Source organism: Ruegeria sp. CI1, assembly GCF_056536925.1.
Map to the genome: position 1 here is coordinate 69,877 of NZ_JBQFQP010000004.1, position 19,202 is coordinate 89,078.

The 19,202-nt window shown below is 60.7% G+C and carries 13 protein-coding genes and 1 pseudogene; 7 read left to right on the forward strand and 7 right to left on the reverse strand.

The genetic code is table 11. The features are described from left to right. Positions 1 to 15 precede the first annotated feature (15 nt). The 6 genes from ACR0LZ_RS05910 (at position 16) to ACR0LZ_RS05935 (ending at position 6,312) form a co-directional block, all read left to right on the forward strand. The gene (locus ACR0LZ_RS05910) at positions 16 to 963 is read left to right on the forward strand and encodes an ABC transporter permease (protein ID WP_480748854.1); all 948 of its coding nucleotides are present in this window, start codon (positions 16 to 18) and stop codon (positions 961 to 963) included. Continuing rightward, on the forward strand, positions 960 to 1,775 hold the full coding sequence (locus ACR0LZ_RS05915) for an ABC transporter permease (protein WP_480748855.1): 816 nt from the start codon (positions 960 to 962) through the stop codon (positions 1,773 to 1,775). The genes ACR0LZ_RS05910 and ACR0LZ_RS05915 overlap by 4 nt, the downstream gene beginning before the upstream one ends. Beyond that, a complete protein-coding gene (locus tag ACR0LZ_RS05920) occupies positions 1,772 to 3,370 on the forward strand; it encodes an ABC transporter ATP-binding protein (protein ID WP_480748856.1) in 1,599 nt (532 codons plus the stop codon). Before ACR0LZ_RS05915 ends, ACR0LZ_RS05920 begins: the two co-directional genes overlap by 4 nt. Positions 3,371 to 3,444: 74 nt before the next feature. Further along, positions 3,445 to 4,896, forward strand: a complete 1,452-nt coding sequence (locus tag ACR0LZ_RS05925) for an aldehyde dehydrogenase family protein (protein ID WP_480748857.1) — start codon at positions 3,445 to 3,447, stop codon at positions 4,894 to 4,896. After that, positions 4,889 to 5,410: a hypothetical protein gene (locus ACR0LZ_RS05930; RefSeq protein ID WP_480748858.1), complete on the forward strand. Its 522-nt coding sequence runs from the start codon at positions 4,889 to 4,891 to the stop codon at positions 5,408 to 5,410. The genes ACR0LZ_RS05925 and ACR0LZ_RS05930 overlap by 8 nt, the downstream gene beginning before the upstream one ends. After that, positions 5,407 to 6,312: a DMT family transporter gene (locus ACR0LZ_RS05935; protein ID WP_480748859.1), complete on the forward strand. Its 906-nt coding sequence runs from the start codon at positions 5,407 to 5,409 to the stop codon at positions 6,310 to 6,312. The genes ACR0LZ_RS05930 and ACR0LZ_RS05935 overlap by 4 nt, the downstream gene beginning before the upstream one ends. Here ACR0LZ_RS05935 and pncB read toward each other — a convergent pair. Continuing rightward, the gene (gene pncB, locus ACR0LZ_RS05940) at positions 6,309 to 7,601 is read right to left on the reverse strand and encodes a nicotinate phosphoribosyltransferase (protein ID WP_480748860.1); all 1,293 of its coding nucleotides are present in this window, start codon (positions 7,599 to 7,601) and stop codon (positions 6,309 to 6,311) included. The two genes, ACR0LZ_RS05935 and pncB, sit on opposite strands and share 4 nt — an antisense overlap. Before the next feature lie 156 nt (positions 7,602 to 7,757). Here pncB and ACR0LZ_RS05945 point away from each other — a divergent pair, with 156 nt between their 5' ends. Further along, positions 7,758 to 8,306 carry a hypothetical protein gene (locus tag ACR0LZ_RS05945; protein ID WP_480748861.1) on the forward strand — a complete coding sequence of 183 codons (549 nt, stop codon included), beginning with the start codon at positions 7,758 to 7,760 and terminating at the stop codon, positions 8,304 to 8,306. 37 nt (positions 8,307 to 8,343) lie between these two features. Here the strand turns inward: ACR0LZ_RS05945 and tcuA are convergent, their stop codons facing one another. The 6 genes and pseudogenes from tcuA to ACR0LZ_RS05975 all read right to left on the reverse strand — a co-directional run bounded on the left by tcuA (position 8,344) and on the right by ACR0LZ_RS05975 (position 19,132). Further along, a complete protein-coding gene (tcuA, locus tag ACR0LZ_RS05950; protein ID WP_480748862.1) occupies positions 8,344 to 9,819 on the reverse strand; it encodes an FAD-dependent tricarballylate dehydrogenase TcuA in 1,476 nt (491 codons plus the stop codon). A 4-nt stretch (positions 9,820 to 9,823) separates the two neighbouring features. Beyond that, positions 9,824 to 11,494 (reverse strand): thiamine pyrophosphate-binding protein, encoded by a 1,671-nt coding sequence (locus ACR0LZ_RS05955; protein WP_480748863.1) that lies wholly within the window; start codon positions 11,492 to 11,494, stop codon positions 9,824 to 9,826. 3 nt (positions 11,495 to 11,497) lie between these two features. Continuing rightward, a complete protein-coding gene (locus ACR0LZ_RS05960; RefSeq protein WP_480748864.1) occupies positions 11,498 to 13,909 on the reverse strand; it encodes an FAD-dependent oxidoreductase in 2,412 nt (803 codons plus the stop codon). Then, positions 13,906 to 16,305: a GcvT family protein gene (locus ACR0LZ_RS05965; RefSeq protein WP_480748865.1), complete on the reverse strand. Its 2,400-nt coding sequence runs from the start codon at positions 16,303 to 16,305 to the stop codon at positions 13,906 to 13,908. Before ACR0LZ_RS05965 ends, ACR0LZ_RS05960 begins: the two co-directional genes overlap by 4 nt. After that, positions 16,305 to 17,591: an aspartate aminotransferase family protein gene (locus tag ACR0LZ_RS05970; protein WP_480748866.1), complete on the reverse strand. Its 1,287-nt coding sequence runs from the start codon at positions 17,589 to 17,591 to the stop codon at positions 16,305 to 16,307. Before ACR0LZ_RS05970 ends, ACR0LZ_RS05965 begins: the two co-directional genes overlap by 1 nt. Next, a pseudogene (locus ACR0LZ_RS05975) lies at positions 17,588 to 19,132 on the reverse strand (trimethylamine methyltransferase family protein). The gene ACR0LZ_RS05970 and the pseudogene ACR0LZ_RS05975 overlap by 4 nt, the downstream one beginning before the upstream one ends. Positions 19,133 to 19,202: the final 70 nt, after the last annotated feature.

Genomic DNA, 19,202 nt, shown 5'->3' on the forward strand with positions numbered 1-19,202 from the left:
CCTAACGTGGCGCTGATGCTGCGCTACGCCCTCAAACGCCTGACCTCGCTGATCCTGAGCCTGGTGGTTGCCTCTGTTGTCATCTTCGCCGTGATCGAGGTGGCACCGGGGGATCCCGCATCATTCATGCTGGGGGTCAATGCGCAGCCCGATACGCTGGCCGCGCTGCGCGCTGAACTGGGCCTGGATGTGCCCAAGACACAGCGCTATTTCAACTGGGTCGGCGGGATGCTGAGCGGAGATTTCGGCACATCCTATACCTATCGCACGCCGGTTTCAGGCATGATCGCGGACCGGTTATGGGTATCGCTGCCGCTGGCGCTTTATGCCCTGGCGCTGTCGACTGCCATCGCGTTTCCAGCCGGACTTTATGCCGCTTCCCGGCGTGGCAAGGCCGGAGATGCCGCCGTGATGGGCGCGACCCAACTTGGCATCGCGGTCCCGAATTTCTGGTTCGCGATGATGCTGGTCCTGGTCTTTGCCATCAACTTGCGCTGGTTCAACGCGGGCGGGTTTGCCGGGTGGGAAAACGGTTTCTGGGGCGGGATGCACTCGCTGACGCTCCCCGCAGTTGCGCTGGCGCTGCCGCAGGCCGCTATTCTGGCGCGGGTGATGCGATCGGCGCTGCTGGACATTCTGGGCGAGGATTTCATGCGCACGGCCCGGGCCAAGGGGTTGAGCCGCCGTCAGGCGCTGTGGCGGCAAGGGGTACGCAATGCGCTGATCCCGGTGCTGACCATCATAGGGCTGCAGTTTTCCTTCCTGTTGGCAGGGTCGATCATCATTGAACAGGTGTTCTATCTGCCGGGGCTTGGAAGGCTGGTGTTTCAGGCGATTTCTTCCCGTGATCTGATCGTGGTGGAATCGGTGGTCATGCTGCTGGTCTTTGCGGTGATCACCGTGAATTTCTTGGTCGATCTGGCCTATGCCGCCGTCGACCCGCGTCTGAGGAGCCGCACATGAGCCGTAACCTGACCCTGGGCGCGGGCCTGTCGTCATTGGTGGTGCTGGCGGCGCTCATCTCGTTTGTCTGGACGCCTTATGACCACGCAACGCTGGATATCCCCAACAAGCTGCAAACGCCCACTGCGCAACACTGGTTCGGAACCGACCATTTCGGACGGGACATGTTCTCGATGATCATGGTGGGTGCCCGTACGTCGATTGCGGTCGCGCTGGTTGCGGTGGGCATCGGCATGGGTTTTGGCGTGCCGCTGGGCCTGACGGCGGCGGCACGCAAGGGATCATGGCTGGACGAGCTGATCATGCGCGGCAACGATCTGGTCTTTGCCTTTCCGTCTCTGGTCATCGCCATCCTGATCACTGCCGTCTTTGGCGCAGGTGCGGTCAACGCGATCATTGCCATCGGTATATTCAACATTCCGGTCTTTGCCCGCATCACTCGCGGTGCCGCGCTATCCTTGTGGGAGCGCGAGTTCATCATGGCCGCCCGTGTTGCCGGCAAGGGCGCGGCGCGGATTTCGGCAGAGCATATCCTGCCGAACATCGCCAACCTGCTGATCGTGCAGGGCACCATCCAGTTCAGTTTGGGCATTCTGGCCGAGGCCGGGCTCAGCTATGTCGGGTTGGGTGCACAGCCACCAACGCCCAGTTGGGGTCGGATGCTGGCGGATGCGCAGACCATGGTCAGCTTTGCGCCGCACCTGGCGCTGATCCCGGGTCTGGCGATTGTTCTTACGGTGCTGGGGCTGAACCTGATGGGGGACGGGTTGCGCGACTGGCTGGACCCGCGCATTCGGGTGGCGCGCGCATGAGCCTTTTGCAGATCGACACCCTGTCGCTGTCCATCCAGGGGACGAACATCCTGAATGGCGTCAGCCTTGCGGTCGAACCGGGCGAGGTGGTGGCAGTTACCGGTGAAAGCGGGTCGGGCAAATCGATGACCGCGCTATCGATAATGCAGCTGCTGCCAAACGGCGCCAGTACAAGCGGATCGATCCTGCTGGACGGGCAGGAATTGCTTGACCGACCCGAAGCCCAGATGTGTACCCTGCGTGGCGCCGGGATCGGCATGGTGTTTCAGGAGCCCATGACCGCGCTCAACCCGGTCATGACCATCGGGGATCAGGTGATTGAAACGATTCTGATCCACAAGGCGATGACCCCTGCAAAAGCTCGGGATCGCGCGCGTGAGGTGTTGACGCGCGTAGGCCTGCCGCCCGAAAGCTACCCGCTTGGTCGCTATCCCCACGAACTGTCGGGCGGACAGCGTCAAAGAGTGGTGATCGCGATGGCCATTGCCTTGCGGCCAAGGCTGCTGATCGCAGACGAGCCAACCACGGCTCTTGATGTGACCACTCAGGCGCAAATCCTCGATCTGCTGAAAGGGTTGGTATCCGAGTTCGGCATGGGACTGCTGATGATCACCCATGACCTCGCCGTGGTGGCCGATATGGCCGACAGGATCGTGGTCATGCGAGACGGCGAAGTGGTGGAAGCCGACACCACCCGCCGGTTGCTGACCGGGATGCAGCATCCCTATACCCGCATGCTGTTCGAGGCCTCGGGTCATCAGGTCATCCTTCCCACGGGCCGCGACTCCGCGCCTTTGCTGTCGGTGGCAGCCGTCGTGCGGGACTATCGCCTGCCGCGAAAACGCCTGTTCGGCAAACCGGAGCACCATCGCGCCGTCGATCATGTGAGTTTTACCTTGCATCGGGGTGAACGTCTGGGACTGGTGGGTGAATCCGGTTGCGGAAAATCGACCCTGACGCGAGCCATTCTGGGTCTTGAAGACGTCCAGCAGGGGCATATCCTTTTGGACGGTCAACCGGTTTTCAGCGGCAAAAATCCCAACCTGGAAGTGCGGCGCAAGATGCAGGTCGTGTTTCAGGACCCGTTCGGCAGCTTCAACCCCCGCCACAAGGTCGCGCGCCTGATCACCGAACCCTTTCACCTGCTCGACAGGTCCCCGACCGGATCAGAACGCACTGACCGGATTGCCGAGGTGCTAACCGCCGTGGGTCTGTCGCCGGACGACGCAGGAAAATATATTCACGAGTTTTCCGGCGGCCAGCGCCAGCGTATTGCCATTGCACGTGCGCTGATCATCCGCCCCGAACTGATCCTGTTCGACGAGGCGGTATCGGCCCTTGACGTGTCCGTTCGCGCCCGCATCCTCGATCTGCTGGCAGAGCTGTGCGACGCCTATGACCTGAGTTACCTGTTCATCAGCCACGACCTGAGCGTGGTGCGCACGATTACCGATCGGGTGCTGGTCATGAAAGCCGGCCGCATTGTCGAGGAGGGTGAAACCGAGCAGGTGTTCACCGACCCTCAGCACCCCTATACCGAAGCCCTGATCGCCGCAGCGCCGCGTCTGCCGGACATACGATGGGGCGCAGCGTGATACAGGTACAGGAAGCAGTCTACGCAAGCGACCCTACGGGGACCTCTTGCCATGAACAGGAAAGGATCCGCACGATGAATGACGCTATCTGGTTTGACCCCGGCCTCTGCCTGATCGGCGGTCAATGGCAATCCTCGTCCTCCGGCCAGACCCTGCCGCTGATCAACCCGTCTGACGGCCTGGAGATCTGCCGGATTGCCCGCGGGAATGGCGCGGATATCGACACTGCGGTCGGCGCAGCGCAAGGCGCTTTGGATGGCGCATGGGGACGCATGACTGCGCTGGAACGGGGTCGCACCCTGACGCGGATAGGGCAGCTGGTGCTGGAGCGGGTAGACGAACTGGCTGCGCTTGAAGCGATGGATGTGGGCAAGCCGCTGACGCAAGCACGGGCCGATGCGGTAGCGCTGGCGCGTTATTGCGAATTCTACGGCGGTGCGGCGGATAAGGTGATGGGGGAAACCATTCCTTATCTCGATGGCTACACCGTCTATACTCTGCGCGAACCGCATGGGGTGACGGGGCATATCGTGCCGTGGAACTATCCGATGCAGATAATCGGGCGTTCGGTCGGAGCGGCGCTGGCGATGGGCAATGCCTGTGTGTTGAAACCGGCCGAAGAGGCATGCCTTACGGCGCTGGCCTTTGCTCACCTGGCGGTCGAGGCCGGGTTGCCCGCTGGTGCACTGAACGTGGTGCCCGGACTTGGGGCCGAGGCGGGGGCGGCGCTGTCGGGACATCCGGGCGTGCATCATGTTTCATTCACCGGATCGGTTGCCACCGGAGCGCTGGTGCAGCAGGCGGCCGGGCGCAACGTGGTGCCGGTGACACTGGAACTGGGCGGCAAATCCCCCCAGCTTGTGTTCGACGATGCCGATCTTGGGGCTGCCTTGCCGTTTCTGGTCAATGCAGGGATCCAGAATGCGGGCCAGACCTGTTCCGCGTCATCCCGCATCCTCGCCCAGCGCGGCATTTATGATCAGGTCCGGGCGTGCATGGCCGAGGCCTATGAGCAGCTGACCGTCGGACCAGCCGCCGAGGATCTGCGGGTGGGGCCACTGATCTCGACCCGGCAAAAGGAGATTGTCGAGGGTTTTCTGGCTCGTGGAGCTGACCTGACCATTGCGGCGCAGGGGCAGATTGTTGCCCACGCGCCTGAAACCGGCGCTTATGTGCGGCCAACGCTTTTTGCTGAAGTCCCTTCAGATCATGAACTGGCCCGGAACGAAATATTTGGCCCGGTTCAGGTGCTGATCCCTTTCGACACCGAGGAAGAAGCGGTGGAGATCGCCAACGGCACCGATTACGGGTTGGTTGCCAGCATCTGGACACGTGATGGCGCGCGGCAGATGCGGCTGGCCAAGCGGCTGCGATCGGGTCAGGTTTTTGTCAACAATTATGGCGCGGGTGGCGGTGTGGAACTGCCTTTTGGTGGCGTCGGCAAATCCGGTCATGGGCGTGAAAAAGGGTTCGAGGCGTTGTATGGCTTTTCGCAACTGAAAACGGTTGCGGCCTACCATGGCTAGGATCGGAGTTTTCCTGGCGCTGATCGCCGTTGCCATCGTTGCCGCAGGGATATTTGGCGCGCTGCACAATCAGGTCACCTATTCGGTCGGGCCGGATTATTTCCATCAGTTCAAGTTCCTTCAGTTTGGCATCCCACCCGAAACACCGCCACGCATCGGCGCTGCGATTGTCGGTTGGCGGGCAAGCTGGTGGATGGGCGTTCTGGTCGGCTCGCCGCCTTTTTTGCTGGGCCTGTTGCTGTTGTCTTCGGCCAGAATGTTCTGGTCGGCGGGGCTGCGTGCGATATTCGCGGTGCTGCTCATGGCTTCGCTTGCTGCCAGCATTGGTTGGGTTTTCGGGTTGATGGCGGTCGACGCCAAGACGGCGTCACAGATTCAGCTGCCCGCCACGATCACCGAGCCGGTGGGTTTCCTGCGCGCGGGCGTGATGCATGATGCAAGTTATGTCGGCGGCTTCGTCGGAATCTTTGCCGCTATCTGGATCATGTTCCGGGCGTCGAGGCACTCGCAGTGAACGACAACCGGGACAATGTGGCGCTGGCCATCGCCCTGTCGCTGCTCGCCCTTGTCCTGTTCGATGTCATGGGATTGATCATCAAGTATCTGTCGCCCCGGTATACCGCTGCAGAACTTTCGGCCTATCGCAATTTCTTTGGTATTTTTCCCGCGTTGATTGCTCTGTGGTCATCCTCGGTCTGGCGACAAAGTGGGAGGCCCTGGAAAATCCGGCAGTGGAAACTGGGTCTGATGCGGGGGATTTACGTCACCTTTGCCCAGTTCCTGTTCTATTACTCGTTGGGCAAGCTGGCCTTTGCCACGGCATCCACCATCACCTATTCCAATGCAGTCTTCATGACTGCGCTTGCCGTACCGATGCTGGGCGAGCGTGTCGGGGCCGTGCGATGGATGGCCGTGCTGATCGGGTTTGCCGGCGTGATCCTGATCATGAGGCCCGGAAGCGACACGTTTTCGCTGGATGCGGTCGCACCATTGGGGGCGGCGTTTCTGTATGCGCTGACTGGGGTGTCGGCTCGATTGATGGACCGGGATGTGCCCAGCCCCTTGCTCAACCTGTATTCGGTGGTATCGGCCTTGTTGGGCGCGCTGATCCTTGCCACCATCGCCGGCGGGTTTTCCCCGATCAACCACCCCCAGGACGTCATCTGGATCGTCGCCATGGGGGCATTCGGCGGCACCGCCGTCTTGTGTCTTGTGGTCTCGTACCGGATGACAGAGCAAAGCAATCTGGCCCCGTTCAGCTATTTCGGCATCCCCTTTGCCTTTGTCGCGGGATGGCTGGTGTTTGATGAAACACCGTGGTCAGACCTGTTTCCCGGGGCGCTGTTCATTGTCGGCGGAGGTTTGATGGTGATCTGGCGCGAGCGACGCTTGCGCCGCAAACCCGTTAACCACTAGACCACGACCTTGATCGGTTCCTGCCGGCCCACGTCGAACACCCGCTTGTAGCGCTCGATCTCGGCCTTGGGACCCATCGCCTTTTCTGGATTGTCCGACAGTTTCACCGTCGGGTGGCCATTGGCCGAAACCGCCTTGCAAACCAGAGAGAACGGGGCAAGCCGGTCGCCGGAAACTAAGCCGCGAAAATCGTTGGTCAGCAACGTCCCCCAACCGAACGAGACATTGGCCCGCCCGGTAAAACGGGCGTGCAATTCGATAATCTTGTCTACGTCCAGGCCATCCGAAAAAATGATCCGCTTTTTTGTCGGATCCTCGCCGCGTGATTTCCACCAATCGATGGCAATTTCCGCGCCCTTGGCCGGATCACCGCTGTCGATTCGGATACCGGTCCATCCCGCCAGCCAGTCGGGGGCGCGTTCCAGAAACCCCTTGGTGCCGTAAGTGTCCGGCAAGATGATCCGCAGATTACCCTCATGCTCGTCATGCCAGTCGCTTAGCACGTCATAAGGGGCCTGCGCCAAGGCCGCGTCATCTTGGGCCAAGGCGCAATACACCATCGGCAATTCGTGTGCGTTCGTGCCGATTGCCTCGACTTCGCGGCGCATCGCGATAAGACAGTTGGATGTGCCGGTAAAGGATTTACCCAAACCTTCGATCATTGCCTGAACACACCAGTCCTGCCACAAAAAGGAATGGCGGCGGCGGGTGCCGAAATCGGCAATTCCAAGCCCTTTGATCTCTCTCAAACGCTCAATCTTTTCCCAGACGCGGGTCATGGCGCGGGCATAGAGCACCTGCAATTCGAAACGGCGCATATCGTTCAACACTGCCCGCGAGCGCAGTTCCATCAGGACAGCCAGCGCAGGGATTTCCCAAAGCATGACCTCGTGCCACTTGCCCTCAAAGGTCAGTTCGTACTGGTCGCCTTTGCGTTCAAGGTGATAGGGCGGCAAACGCAGGTTTTCGAACCATTCCATGAAATCCGGGCGGAACATCTGACGCTTGCCATAAAACGTATTGCCACGCAGCCAGGTGCTTTCGCCCCGGCTGAGACTGAGCGAGCGGATATGATCCAGTTGCTCGCGCAACTCGCCCTCGTCGATCAGATTGGCCAATGGAACGTGAGTCGACCGGTTGATCAGCGAAAACTCCACATTTGTTTGTGGCTTGTTTCGAAACACTGACTGACACATCAATAGTTTGTAGAAATCCGTGTCGATCAAAGACCGCACAATCGGATCAATTTTCCACTTGTGATTGTAGACGCGTGTCGCGATATCAATCATAGGGCGCTCCTATTCCGCAAATACTTAGAACAAGCGACAATGAGATTGGCAAGAGCGCCCTGATACATGACAATATCCCAGTTGTGTCATAGTCCGGGCGCAAATGGTTTTGATGATTTCCCGGTGTTGGGTAAAAGGTGAAAATTGAGTGTTGTGATGGCTCTCAGGTACGATTTCGACATATTTACGATTATGCCGGATGAGGTATTCGAGAACGAACAGTTCGTGGAATTGTTGAGTCAGACTGGCATCGACAAAAATTCGGCGCACAACAAGATCGCGCTGTTCCGCGATGTGAAAACCGCCGATGCATTGCGCGGTGCCTCGCCCAAAGTGCGGCAGTTGTTTCTGGATTCCGGATTCGGGCTGAATACGTATGACAGCGGCGTGCCCGACGGGTTCTATCCGGCGCGGGATCAATCTGCGCGCAATTACATCCTCAGAAGATTCGTCCGCAACGTCAAATCGACTTCGCTGAAGGGCGAGTATTGCGGCGATTTCGATTTTTCCGAATTCATGGACCACCTTTTGCTGGCGCGTCCCTTGCCGGGGGGGCCGGAAAGAAAACGAACGCCTGCTCGACTTGCCAGCAAGAACACGCCTCCGCAACGCCAGTCGCCGATTGCACGTATCGGATTCGCCATCGGGGTCGCGGTACTGGTTCTGGTGGTCGCCAAATTGCTGGGCGCGGTGATGCAGCGTTAAGGCCCCGTTGATCGCGACTTCTGGCGCGAACGCCGTGTCAACGGCCGCCAGCACCATTCCCCGCGAGACGTCCGAAAACCGATCCGTTGATCAACCCTGTTCCGCCCGGATAGTTGAAGAAAAACACGCCGCCGACCAGTTCACCCGCGGCGAAAAGTCCGGGAATCGGGGCAAGATCATTGTCCAGAACCTGGGCCGTTTCCGGGTCAATGCGCAGGCCGCCAAAGGTGAAGGTAATGCCACAACCGACCTGATACGCTTCGAACGGACCCTGATCGATTGTGTTAGCCCAATTCGATTTCGGCACAGCCAAACCCCTGGTTCCGCGTCCATCCTTTACGTTGGGATCGAATGGCGTGTCGGCATCGACCGAGGCGTTGTAGGTTTCCATCTCGTCAAGGAACGCCCGCGTGTCAACGCCCTCAATCTTTTGCGCCAATTCCGCCAGCGTCGGGGCCACCACCTTGGTTACCCGCTTTATGCGATACTCGTCGCGCAGCAGATGCGTGACCTTTGCGTCAAAAATCTGCCAGGCAAACTGATCGGGCTGTTCGAGGATCACCCGGCCGTATTTGGCGTAAGTATAGTTTCGAAAATCCGCGCCTTCGTCGACAAAGCGCCGACCCGTGGCATTGACCATGATCCCCCAGGGATAGGAATGTTTCTGGAACCCGTCGCCAACATCCAGATCCCCGAACTCCGGTGCGTTGTAGTCCCAGCCGACCGCATGGCACCCCGACCAGTTGCCATAGGTTGACGCACCGATTTCCATCGCCATCTTGATGCCTTCACCAGTGTTGAAGCGCGAACCGCGCACGCGGGCCATTTCCCAGCCCGGCCCAAGATAGCGTGTGCGCATTTCGGTGCTGGCCTGAAACCCACCCGAGGCCAATATGACCGAGCGGGCCTTCAATTCGAACACCTCTCCCCTGTGGCGTACCTTGACGCCGGTCACCGCATGCCCGTCGGTGACCAGCGACAGTGCTCGCGTTTCATAGCGGATTTCAACACCCGCAGCGCGTGCAATGGTCGCGTGCGCATCGACCAGCCCCGGACCGCCGCCCCAAGCCTCCAGCGTCAGCCCGCCCCAGAACTTGAAGCGTCCGTCCACCTTGAACGCCTGACGACCGTAAATGGGCATGAAGCGGATGCCCTTGTCTCGCATCCAGAACATGGTCTCGCGCGAGGTGGTGACCAGCCTTTCGCATAGTGCCGGATCGGTGCGAAAACGGGTGACCCGGAACATGTCGTCAAAGAACTGATCCGTCGTATAGGTTCCGAAATCGGTTATGGAGGTCTGATCTTCGGAAAGGTCCGGACATAGCGCGCGAATATCGTCCACCCCATCATAGGCGAACCGGATGGCGCCGGCGGTGTAGCGTGAATTGCCGCCATTCTCGACCTCGGGGGCGCATTCCAGCATGAGCACGCTCGCGCCTTTTTCGCGCGCCGCGTGCGCGGCACAAAAGGCTGCATTTCCAGCACCGACGATGATGGTGTCCCAGGTCGTCATGTTTTCAATCCTTTTTCGGTGCATTGAACAGGTCCTTGCGCAGCGTCATCAGTGCGCCGGGATCAATCTTGCCCTGGATAACCGTAGTCTCATTGCTGGCAATGGCCGTGGCCAGCGCGGGCCCCATCTCGCCCGGGCCGTTCACCCAGATCCCCTTGCCGCCGCAAAGTTCAGCAAATTTGTCAAAACGTGGCGACCGGATTTCAGCGCCAAGCAAGCGCCCGCCAAAAAATTCTTGCTGATAGGCTTTCTCGGCCCCCCATGCTTCGTTGTCGAGAACGACAATCACGATCGGCAATCCGTGAGAGACGGCCGTTTGGATTTCGATCAATGTATAACCGATGGCACCATCGCCCATGAGTGCCACGACCGGGCGATCCGGTGCGGCGGCCTTGGCCCCGATGGCAGCAGCCAAGCCGAAACCGACCAGCCCGAAGTCCAGCGGCGTGATCAGGGACATGGGTGCATAGTGTGCCAGGCGGTCGGCGGCCTGCAGGCAGGTGTTGCCCGTATCGAGCGTTACGATAGCGTTCTCAGGCAGCATGGCACGGATTTCCGCCAAAGCCCGACGAGGATGCATGGGCCGCGAGGCAATCTGCGCTTCGCTGGCCCGTTCCGCAACAAGGCTGGCCATGTCCGTCTTGAAGGCAGCGCGCCACTCATCAGCGTCGGGCTTTGATGCGGTCGCGGTCAAGGCTTCGGCGGTCAGGCGTGCATCCGCCTGCACTGCGACTTCCACCGGGAAGTACCTCCCCACTGCAGAACCTTCAATGTCAACATGCGCGATACGCGTGTCAGCCCCTATGTATTCGTTGCTATGGAACGTGGAGTTGAATCCCAGCCGAGCACCCAGCACGACCATCACATCGGCCTCTTTGGTCAGACGGCTGGCCACCCAGTTGCCACGCGGTCCGGCCTGACCGGCAAACCATGTATGGCCGTGGCGCATGACATCGGCGTGACCCGTCGAAGCAACAACCGGCACCTCCAGCTTTTCCACCAGCGCGGTCAGAACGTCGCGGCCCTTGCTCCACTTGAAACCACCACCTGCAAAGATAACAGGGCGTTTTGCCGAAGAGAGCAGCCGGGCAATCGCATCCACATCCTCCGGAGCAGCAGGTCCCGGTCTGGCGATGTTGACTGGTTTCGGATCGAAGGCCGGCACTTCGTCCGCGAACAGATCGCGCGGAACATGCAATACAACCGGCCCGCGCCGCCCGGAATTGGCCAGCCGGATTGCATCCTCGAGCATCGGGACCAGCCGGGAAGCATCGGTCACCATGACAGATCGCTTGCAGATCGGTGCGAATAGGGCGACCTGATCGACCTCCTGAAACGTGTCCTTGGCCTGATCTGACCGCGTGATTGCCCCGGCGATAACAACCATCGGAGAATAGGCCAAATGCGCCTCGGCCACGGCGGTGACAAGGTTGACCACACCCGGCCCGGCCTGCGCGCCCAGCACCACGCCGGGTTTGCCGGTCATCCGCGCCCAGGCATCCGCCATGTGACCCGCTGCACGTTCATCCCGCGCACCCACATAGGCGATCTCGCCGCCTCGGAACATCGCGTCGTAGAGCTCCAGCATCGAACCACCCAAAAGCCCAAAGACGGTGTCGATACCGTTGGCTTTGAAAACGCGGTAGACGGCCTCGCCGCCATTGATCGTGGCCATGGCTTACTCCTCGGATCGGGGGCGCAGGTTTTGTGGGTCGAAGATTGCCTCGTGGTGAATGGTGACGGGAATGGACCGGTTCAGAATCTGCACCGATAGTCCTGACCGGGCTGTTCCCTTGCGGACGAAAAGCCAACCGAGTGATTTTTCGACGGAATATCCGTATCCGCCCGAAGTTGTCAGGCCCACCGGCTTGCCGTCCAACAACACCGGCTCACCACCATGAATATCGATGTCCTCGGCGTGAAGCTCGGCGTACAGAAGTTCCCACCCCGGCTTGCGGGCCAAAAGAGCATCACGGCCAACGAAATCTCGCCCCTCGGCGCGCACGAAACGATCCAACCCTACATCGAACGGGCCGACATCGGTGGTGAGTTCACCGGAAGCCCGAAAGGCTTTCTCCATCCGCATACCATTGAAGGCATAAGAGCCCAGATCGGTCAGCCCATACTTTTCTCCGGCAGCAAACAGCTCATCGTACAGCTCGCCAATACGGTCGAAAGGCGCGTGAAGCTCCCATCCAAGCTCACCAACAAAGGACACCCGCAGCGCATAACAGGGTATACCTGCAACCGAAATTTCCTGTCCCGACAGCCAGGGGAAGGCAGCGTTGGACAGGTCGACCTCGGTAAGGTCCGACAGAATACGCCGCGAGGCCGGGCCGGAAAGCGCCAGCATGCCCCAATCGGCAGAGCGGTTGATCATGGTCACGTCTTCGCCGGGGTGAATATGCGACTTGATCCAGTCGAAGTCCGGCTTGGCGCGGGCGATGGGCGAGCCTGTAAAATAGCGATCTTTGGCAATGCGCCAGATTGTGATCTCGGTCTCGAACTGGCCCATGGGCGTGAGCAGGTGGTTCAAGCTGATCCGCCCGTCACGCGCCGGGATCGTGTTCGCGGATAACCGCTCCAGAAGCGCGCCCGCATCCCGGCCCGTGATCTCGAACTGGGCAAACGCGCAGAGGTCGATGACGCCGGCCGCCGCGCGGGTCGCCTTGGCCTCGGCCTTGGCATTTTGATGCCAGGGTTGATGGCCCCAGCCGATCTGTTCAACCTCTCCGCCATTTCCGAAATAGCGCGGCCGTTCCCATCCTGCGACTTCACCAAACACCGCACCCTTGGCGGCCAGCCGGTCATAGAGCGGATGACGCCGGACCGGGCGCATGCTTTGGAACTGTTTGCCCGGACATGGCGTATCGTGTCGGCGCATGAACTCGTCTTTGGTGCGCTCAATGATGAAGGTGTCGCTGGCAAATTCGCCATAGCGACGCGGGTCCATCGAGCGTGTGTTGATCTGGGCCGCGCCATGCACCATCCAGTCGGCAAGCACTTTGCCCGCACCGCCGCCCCAGGCCAGCCCGATGGACGATCCGCAGGACAACCAGACATTCGGAGCACCGGACGGACCGACCAGCATGCCCCCGTCGGGCGTGTGCGTGATCGCACCACGCACCACGCGCTTTATCCCGAGGTTGGCCAGTACCGGCATTTTGCCGAGGGCGATCATCAGGAAATCGCCAATCGAGTCGTAGTCCGCCTCGAACAATTCATTTTCGGCAGTCCACGGCGCACCCCGTGGCATTTCCCAGATCGTCGGGCACGTGTGACCCTCGTAGATGCCGATCAGCCCCGATTGCTGTTCTTGCCGAACATAACCGCCAAATGCATTGTCGCGCATCACCGGCAGTTCCGGCCGCCCCTGAAACTCGGGCACAGTGTCGGTGACCAAGTAGTGATGCAAGCACGAGACCGAGGGGATTCTGAGCCCGAACCACTCGCCCACCTGATTGGCGTAGGACCCTGCGGCGATAACCACATGCTCGGCCAGAACATCACCATTTTCGGTCCTCAGCAGCCACATGCCCCCCTTGCGGCTGGCGCCGGTCACCCGGTTGTGGCGCACTATCTTGGCTCCTCGTGCCCGCGTCGCGGCGGCCAGCGCCATCGTCACGCCTGAGGGGTCGATATGCCCATCCTCGAAGGTCTGGACCGCAGCCTTGACGTCATTGATCTTGTAAAAGGGATTACCCCTGGCGACTTCTTCTGGTCCGACAAGTTCCATCGGCAGGTCCAACAACTTGCCGACCCCCATGATGGATTTCATCCAGTCCACCTCGTCGTCGGTAGTGGCGATCCGAAAGCCGCCGACCTCGTGCCAACCGATCGACTGGCCGGTTTCCGCTTCGGCACGTTTGTAGATTTCGATCGAGGTCTTGTTGATCCAGCCCATGATGCGGCTGCCAACTGCATGGGCGATCTGCCCCGCTGCATGCCAGGTCGAGCCGCTGGTCAGCTCCGCCTTTTCGAACAGAATCGTATCGGTCCAGCCATTTTCGGCCAACTGGAACTGGGCCGCGACACCCATGATGCCGCCGCCGATTATTGCCACCTGCGTGGTGCGAAGCGCATCGGTCATTGGAACGCCTCCTTGGCGGGCTTCAAGGAGGCCCGGGCCGCAAAACGCTGGCAGGCAATTTCGACCTCGAACCCATCAACGATGCCCTCGCATGCAAGCCGCTCCAGAGGTGCGGAAACCATGGCCAGCGCCACCGAACGCCCAAAACGGTAACTCCATGCTGTCGAGGTGATCTGACCAACAACCCGGCCCTCGAAGTAGATCGGTTCGTCGTGGAGCGGGATCGCAGCCGGATCATCAAACAAAACCGAAACGATCCGTCTGTTAGGGTCGTCGCGTGCCAGCGCATCCTCGCCAACAAATCCGGTACCGAATGCACAGAACGCCTCAAGCCCCGCTTCTTGCGACGTGGTGCCGGGGGTTAGCTCGTGCCCGAAGGCACGAAAGCCCGACTCGATTCGTAAACTGCCGATGGCGTAAAGCCCGGCATGGGTAGCACCGACCTTTGTCAGCGCCTCGTGCGCCGCCATTGCCATATCGGCGGGAATGTAGAGTTCGTAGCCGTCTTCGCCGGTATAGCTGAGCCGCCCTGCCCAGCAGCGTGCAAGACCGACTTCGACCGTTGCGAAATGAAAGCGTTTGATATCCGGTACCAGAGTGTTTGTGGTGGCCTGAAGCACCTCGCGCGCCCTTGCGCCCGCAAGTCCCAGGATCGCATAACCGCTTGTCACATCGGTGAATTCTACCCTGAACGCACCACGCAGCTCGCGCATCCGCTTCAGATCGCGCACCACTTCGCCCGCGCCGACGATCATCAGATAGGTCTCGGGCCCATGCCGCTGCACGGTCAGATCGCTTTCGATGCCGCCGCGCGCATTGAGGATCTGGGTGTAGGCGAGGCGACCTTCCGCGATATCCATCTGCGCGGCACAGAGCCGGTTGAGAAACGTGCAGGCGTCCGGCCCCTGAACCATTATCTTGCCGAACGCGCTTTGATCCAGAACGGCGGCGCCATTTCGGCAGGCGTCAACCTCGCGACCCACCTGATCGCGCCATTTCGGCACGCCGAACGTCAATGGCAGATGCGCCGCCTCGCCGCCAAAATGAAGCGCTCGTTCCCAGCCGCCCCGTACCTCGAACCTGGCATCTGCGGCCGCCAGACCTGCATGGATGGGCGACCGCCGCTGCCCACGCGCCGTTTTCATCGTGCGACCGGGATAGGGATTGTCGTAGTGGCGACCAAGAACTTCCGGTATCCGCGCCTCCAGCGCGCCCAGCACGTTCATTTCCGGGCTAAAACGGCGGATGTCGGCCTCGTTCAGCTCCATCGTCGGCTCGCCAGCGATAATCCATTCTGCCATCGCCTTGCCTGCACCGCCTGCCAATGCGATTCCTGTGGAGTTCATCCCGCCCATCAGGAACAGGCCGGGCACCTCGGGGCTTTCCCCAAGCATGAACTGACTGTCGAGCGTAAAGCTTTCGGGGCCGTTCAGGAGCATCCGCACCTCGGCCCGCTCTAGCGCCGGGATGCGGCGCAGGGCGTTTTCCATCATCGGCATGAAGTGATCCCAGTCTTCGTCCAAGAGATCAAAGCTGAAATCGGCGGGCAGGCGGTCAAGGGGCAGCCCCTTGGCATGAGGTTCAAACGAGCCGACCAGCAACCCCTCAACATCGTCGCGGGCATAAAGGTAAGCGTCCTGATCATTCAGTGTCGGCAAATGCATGCCCTTGCCCAGCGCCTGAACCTCTGCCAGCGGCTTGGTCAGTATGTAAAAATGCTCGCAGGCATAGAGCGGCATGTGAGCGCCTGCCATGGCCGCCACCTCACGCGACCAGAGTCCGCAGGCGATGACCACCTCACCTGCTTCGATTGCATGATCACCGATCTCGACCCCGCTGATCCGCCCGGCTTTTTTTCGCAGCCCTGTCACACGGGAGTCCTCATGAATCCGGACACCGCGCGCGCGCGCCCCTTTCGACAGCGCCAGCGCCACGTCCGACGGGTTCACCCGGCCATCGGCGGGCGACCAGACGGCGCCGATTACATCATCCACCCGGATCAGAGGCCAAAGCTCCTTGGCGCGGGCGGCATCCACAACTTCGGCATTCAGCCCGAATGCGCGGCCAAGCGACACCTGCCGTTTGATGTTGGTCAGACGGTCGGGATTGGTAGCAAGCGTCAACGACCCGGTCTGTGTCCAGCCGGTGGCCTGCCCGGTCTCGCGTTCCAACTCGCGATAGAGGTCGATCGAATAGTTGATCAGCCGCGTTAACGTCGCCGAAGGGCGCAGGCGGCGCACCAAACCCGCCGCGTGCCATGTCGTGCCTGAGGTCAGCTTGGAGCGTTCGAGCACCACGATATCCTTCCGCCCCTCGCGGGCCAGATGATAGGCGATGGAACAGCCGATGACGCCGCCACCGATAATGACCGTGCGGGCATGTGTGGGCAGGGGCATCAGATCACTCCATCCCGTGTCAACGCGGCGAAAACCACGTCAAATGCACCCAGTGCTTCGTCGATCAGGTCGGGCGTATGAGCGGCGGAGGTCACGCATGAAGTGTGGCTCATCAGATCGACGCCTTGCTCCAACAGGCCACCGCGCAGCCCGGCGACCAGCGCGGGCGGTACGCTGCGGATCTCCGCAGGCGTCAGGGTCAGCGGATCGGTCTGCCCGAACAGCATGTGGCAGGTCGAACTTTCGCCATAAGCCACACCGGTGATCCCCCGCTTTGCCATCAGCCGGTTGATCCCGTCGCGCAGACGCGCTGCCATGTCATCGGCCTGACGCTGTGCCACGCCACTAGCCAGATGCGGCATCGCCGCAAGCGCCCCGGCGGCAATCAGCGGCGACGCGTTAAACGTTCCCTTGTGGCTGACCGGAGGCGACAGCCCGTCACGGGTCGCGGTATTGTTCATCATTTCCATGATCTCGGTGGTCCCACAGACAGCACCACCCGGCAGACCTCCGGTCACGATCTTGGCCAGCGTGGTCAGGTCGGGCACGATGCCGTCGCGCGCCTGCCGCCCGCCAGGGGACCAGCGGAACCCGGTTATGATCTCGTCAAAGATCAGAACGGCTCCGGCCTTGCGGGCGACGTCATGCATGGCTTTCAGGCGGTCCGTGGGCAGGGGAACCGAACCATAGTTCGCACCTGATGCCTCGATGATGACTGTACCGATCCGGTCGTCCTGCAACGCGCGTTCCATCTCGTACGGATCGGCGGCACAGACTTCGATCAAATCGCCGAGCGCGCCGGGAACGCCAAGTGACGTTGCGCGCTGATTGCCCGGTTTCGAGCCTTTCAGCGCATGATCATGCCAACCATGATAATGTCCGTCGATCCTGAGAATACGATCCTTGCCTGACCATGCCCGCCCCAGCCGCAGGGCCAGCATGGTCGCTTCGGACCCCGAAGCGGTGAACCGTGTGCGTTCGGCGCTCGGGAACAGGCGATTTATCCAATCCGCCCACTCAACTTCGCCCTCATGGCAATCGGCGCTGAAAATCGCCTGTGCCGCCTGCATTTGCAGCGCAGCCACGACATCGGGGTGACCATGGCCCAGCAATTGGCTGGCCGATCCCATCTTGAAGTCGATGTAACGCCGCCCCTCGACATCCCATTTCTCGGCGCCTTTTGCCCTGTTACTATAGATGGGATGAGGATCGCGAAAGCGCAGTTCGTGGCTGACCCCGCCGGGAAGCGCCGCGCGGGCGCGGGTGTTGAGTGACCTGTTGCTCATCCGGTACGTCCCATCTGTGCACGTGTCAGGCGAATGTCGAATTCTTGGTGAAGGCACCGGTCCAAGGCGTCGGGGATATGAACCGGGAAATGACTGTGCAATATCTCGCGAGCTCTTTGCCGGGCCGCGTCGCCCACGCGTTTGCCGCCGTCCTTTTCCCATTCGGTGGGGGAGCGACGATCACCGACAGCCGGATAGAAGTAATCGGATTTCATCCGGCTATACGTATGCTGTTGGCCAAGATAGTGTCCTTCGCCGCGGCACACTCCGGCAATCACATCGGTGGCAATGTTTTCAGGGTTCGCCTCGATCCCGCGAATGGTGCGCAGGATATTTCCCAAAAGGTCGTTGTCGCTGACATAGGCCGCATGGCTGACGCCCAGAAGGCTCGACATCATGCCCGCTGCCTGGGTAACGATATTCGCCCCGGCATGTGCCGCCAGGGTCACCGCCAGAGACTTTTACGCGCCATATTGCGCGTCCAGACACTTGGAGTCGGTGATCCCCGCTATCGAACTGGTCGGCAGATCCCAGTACCGGCCCATCTGTGCCGCCCCGGCCATCAGGACGGCCTGTTCGCCGCCGCCGCCGCTCATCGAACCTGTGCGCAGGTCCGCGACCAGCGGTTTGGGGGCAAAGATGGCCTTGGCCTGCGGGTCAACCAGCCTTGCAAAAACCAGCCCGGCCAAGGTTTCTGCCAGCGCCTGCACCAGCGATCCGGCAATTGTCGCCGGGCTTGTCGCCCCCGCCTGTCCCGCGCTGATCAGTTGCACCGGGAACCCCGCCAGAATCGCGGCCTCCAGCACCTCGCAAGCATCCTGAGCAAACCGCATTGGAGGCACGACATGACACACCATGACGGTCAGAACCGGACGTGCGCGAAACGCTGCCTCTTCACCCGCAACGCGATAGCATAAGCGGGCAATATCGGGAACGTTTTCGGCTTGCGAGATAGAGATGGACACGTGCTTGGACGTGCCGGCAAGACAGGCATAGGCCGTGTTCAGGTCCATCAGTGCGGGGTCTTCGATATCCCGCGCGACCACCGGTCGGCTGAAATGGTGGATGTTTTCCATCCGATCGACGATGCGGGCTGCATCATAGAGATCGCGCAGGGTCGAGGGACGGTATGCCTGCGTCTCAAGATCGAACACCCCCGGCGCCGCGCCCCCGGTCGACATATGCACGCGCGCGCCAGAGATTCGCAGGTCGTTTTCGGGGCGTTGACCACACAAGTCGAACTCCCGCTGCGCACCGTCGATGGCCCATTTCACCAGCGCGCGCGGGAACAAAAGCCTGCCGTCGCCAGCCAGGGCACCTCCGGCAGACCGCACTCTGTCGATCATTGACGGAGTGGCCTGGCTCAACCCCAATGTTTCCAGCAGGTTCAGCGCACTTTCCTCAACCAGTGTCGCTTCAACCGGCGACAATGGTTTGAATCTTCCGGCTTCAAGACCTGGCCAGACAGAAGGGTTGCCTTCAGGTGTTTCGACCTGCCCAAGGCGAGTCTTTCTGCCACGTCTGCGTAAATTTTCGACCATCTGGGTATGATTCCCAAGCAAGACTCAGGAATGATGATCACGCTGTCACGCTATTTACAAAGGCAGCTTA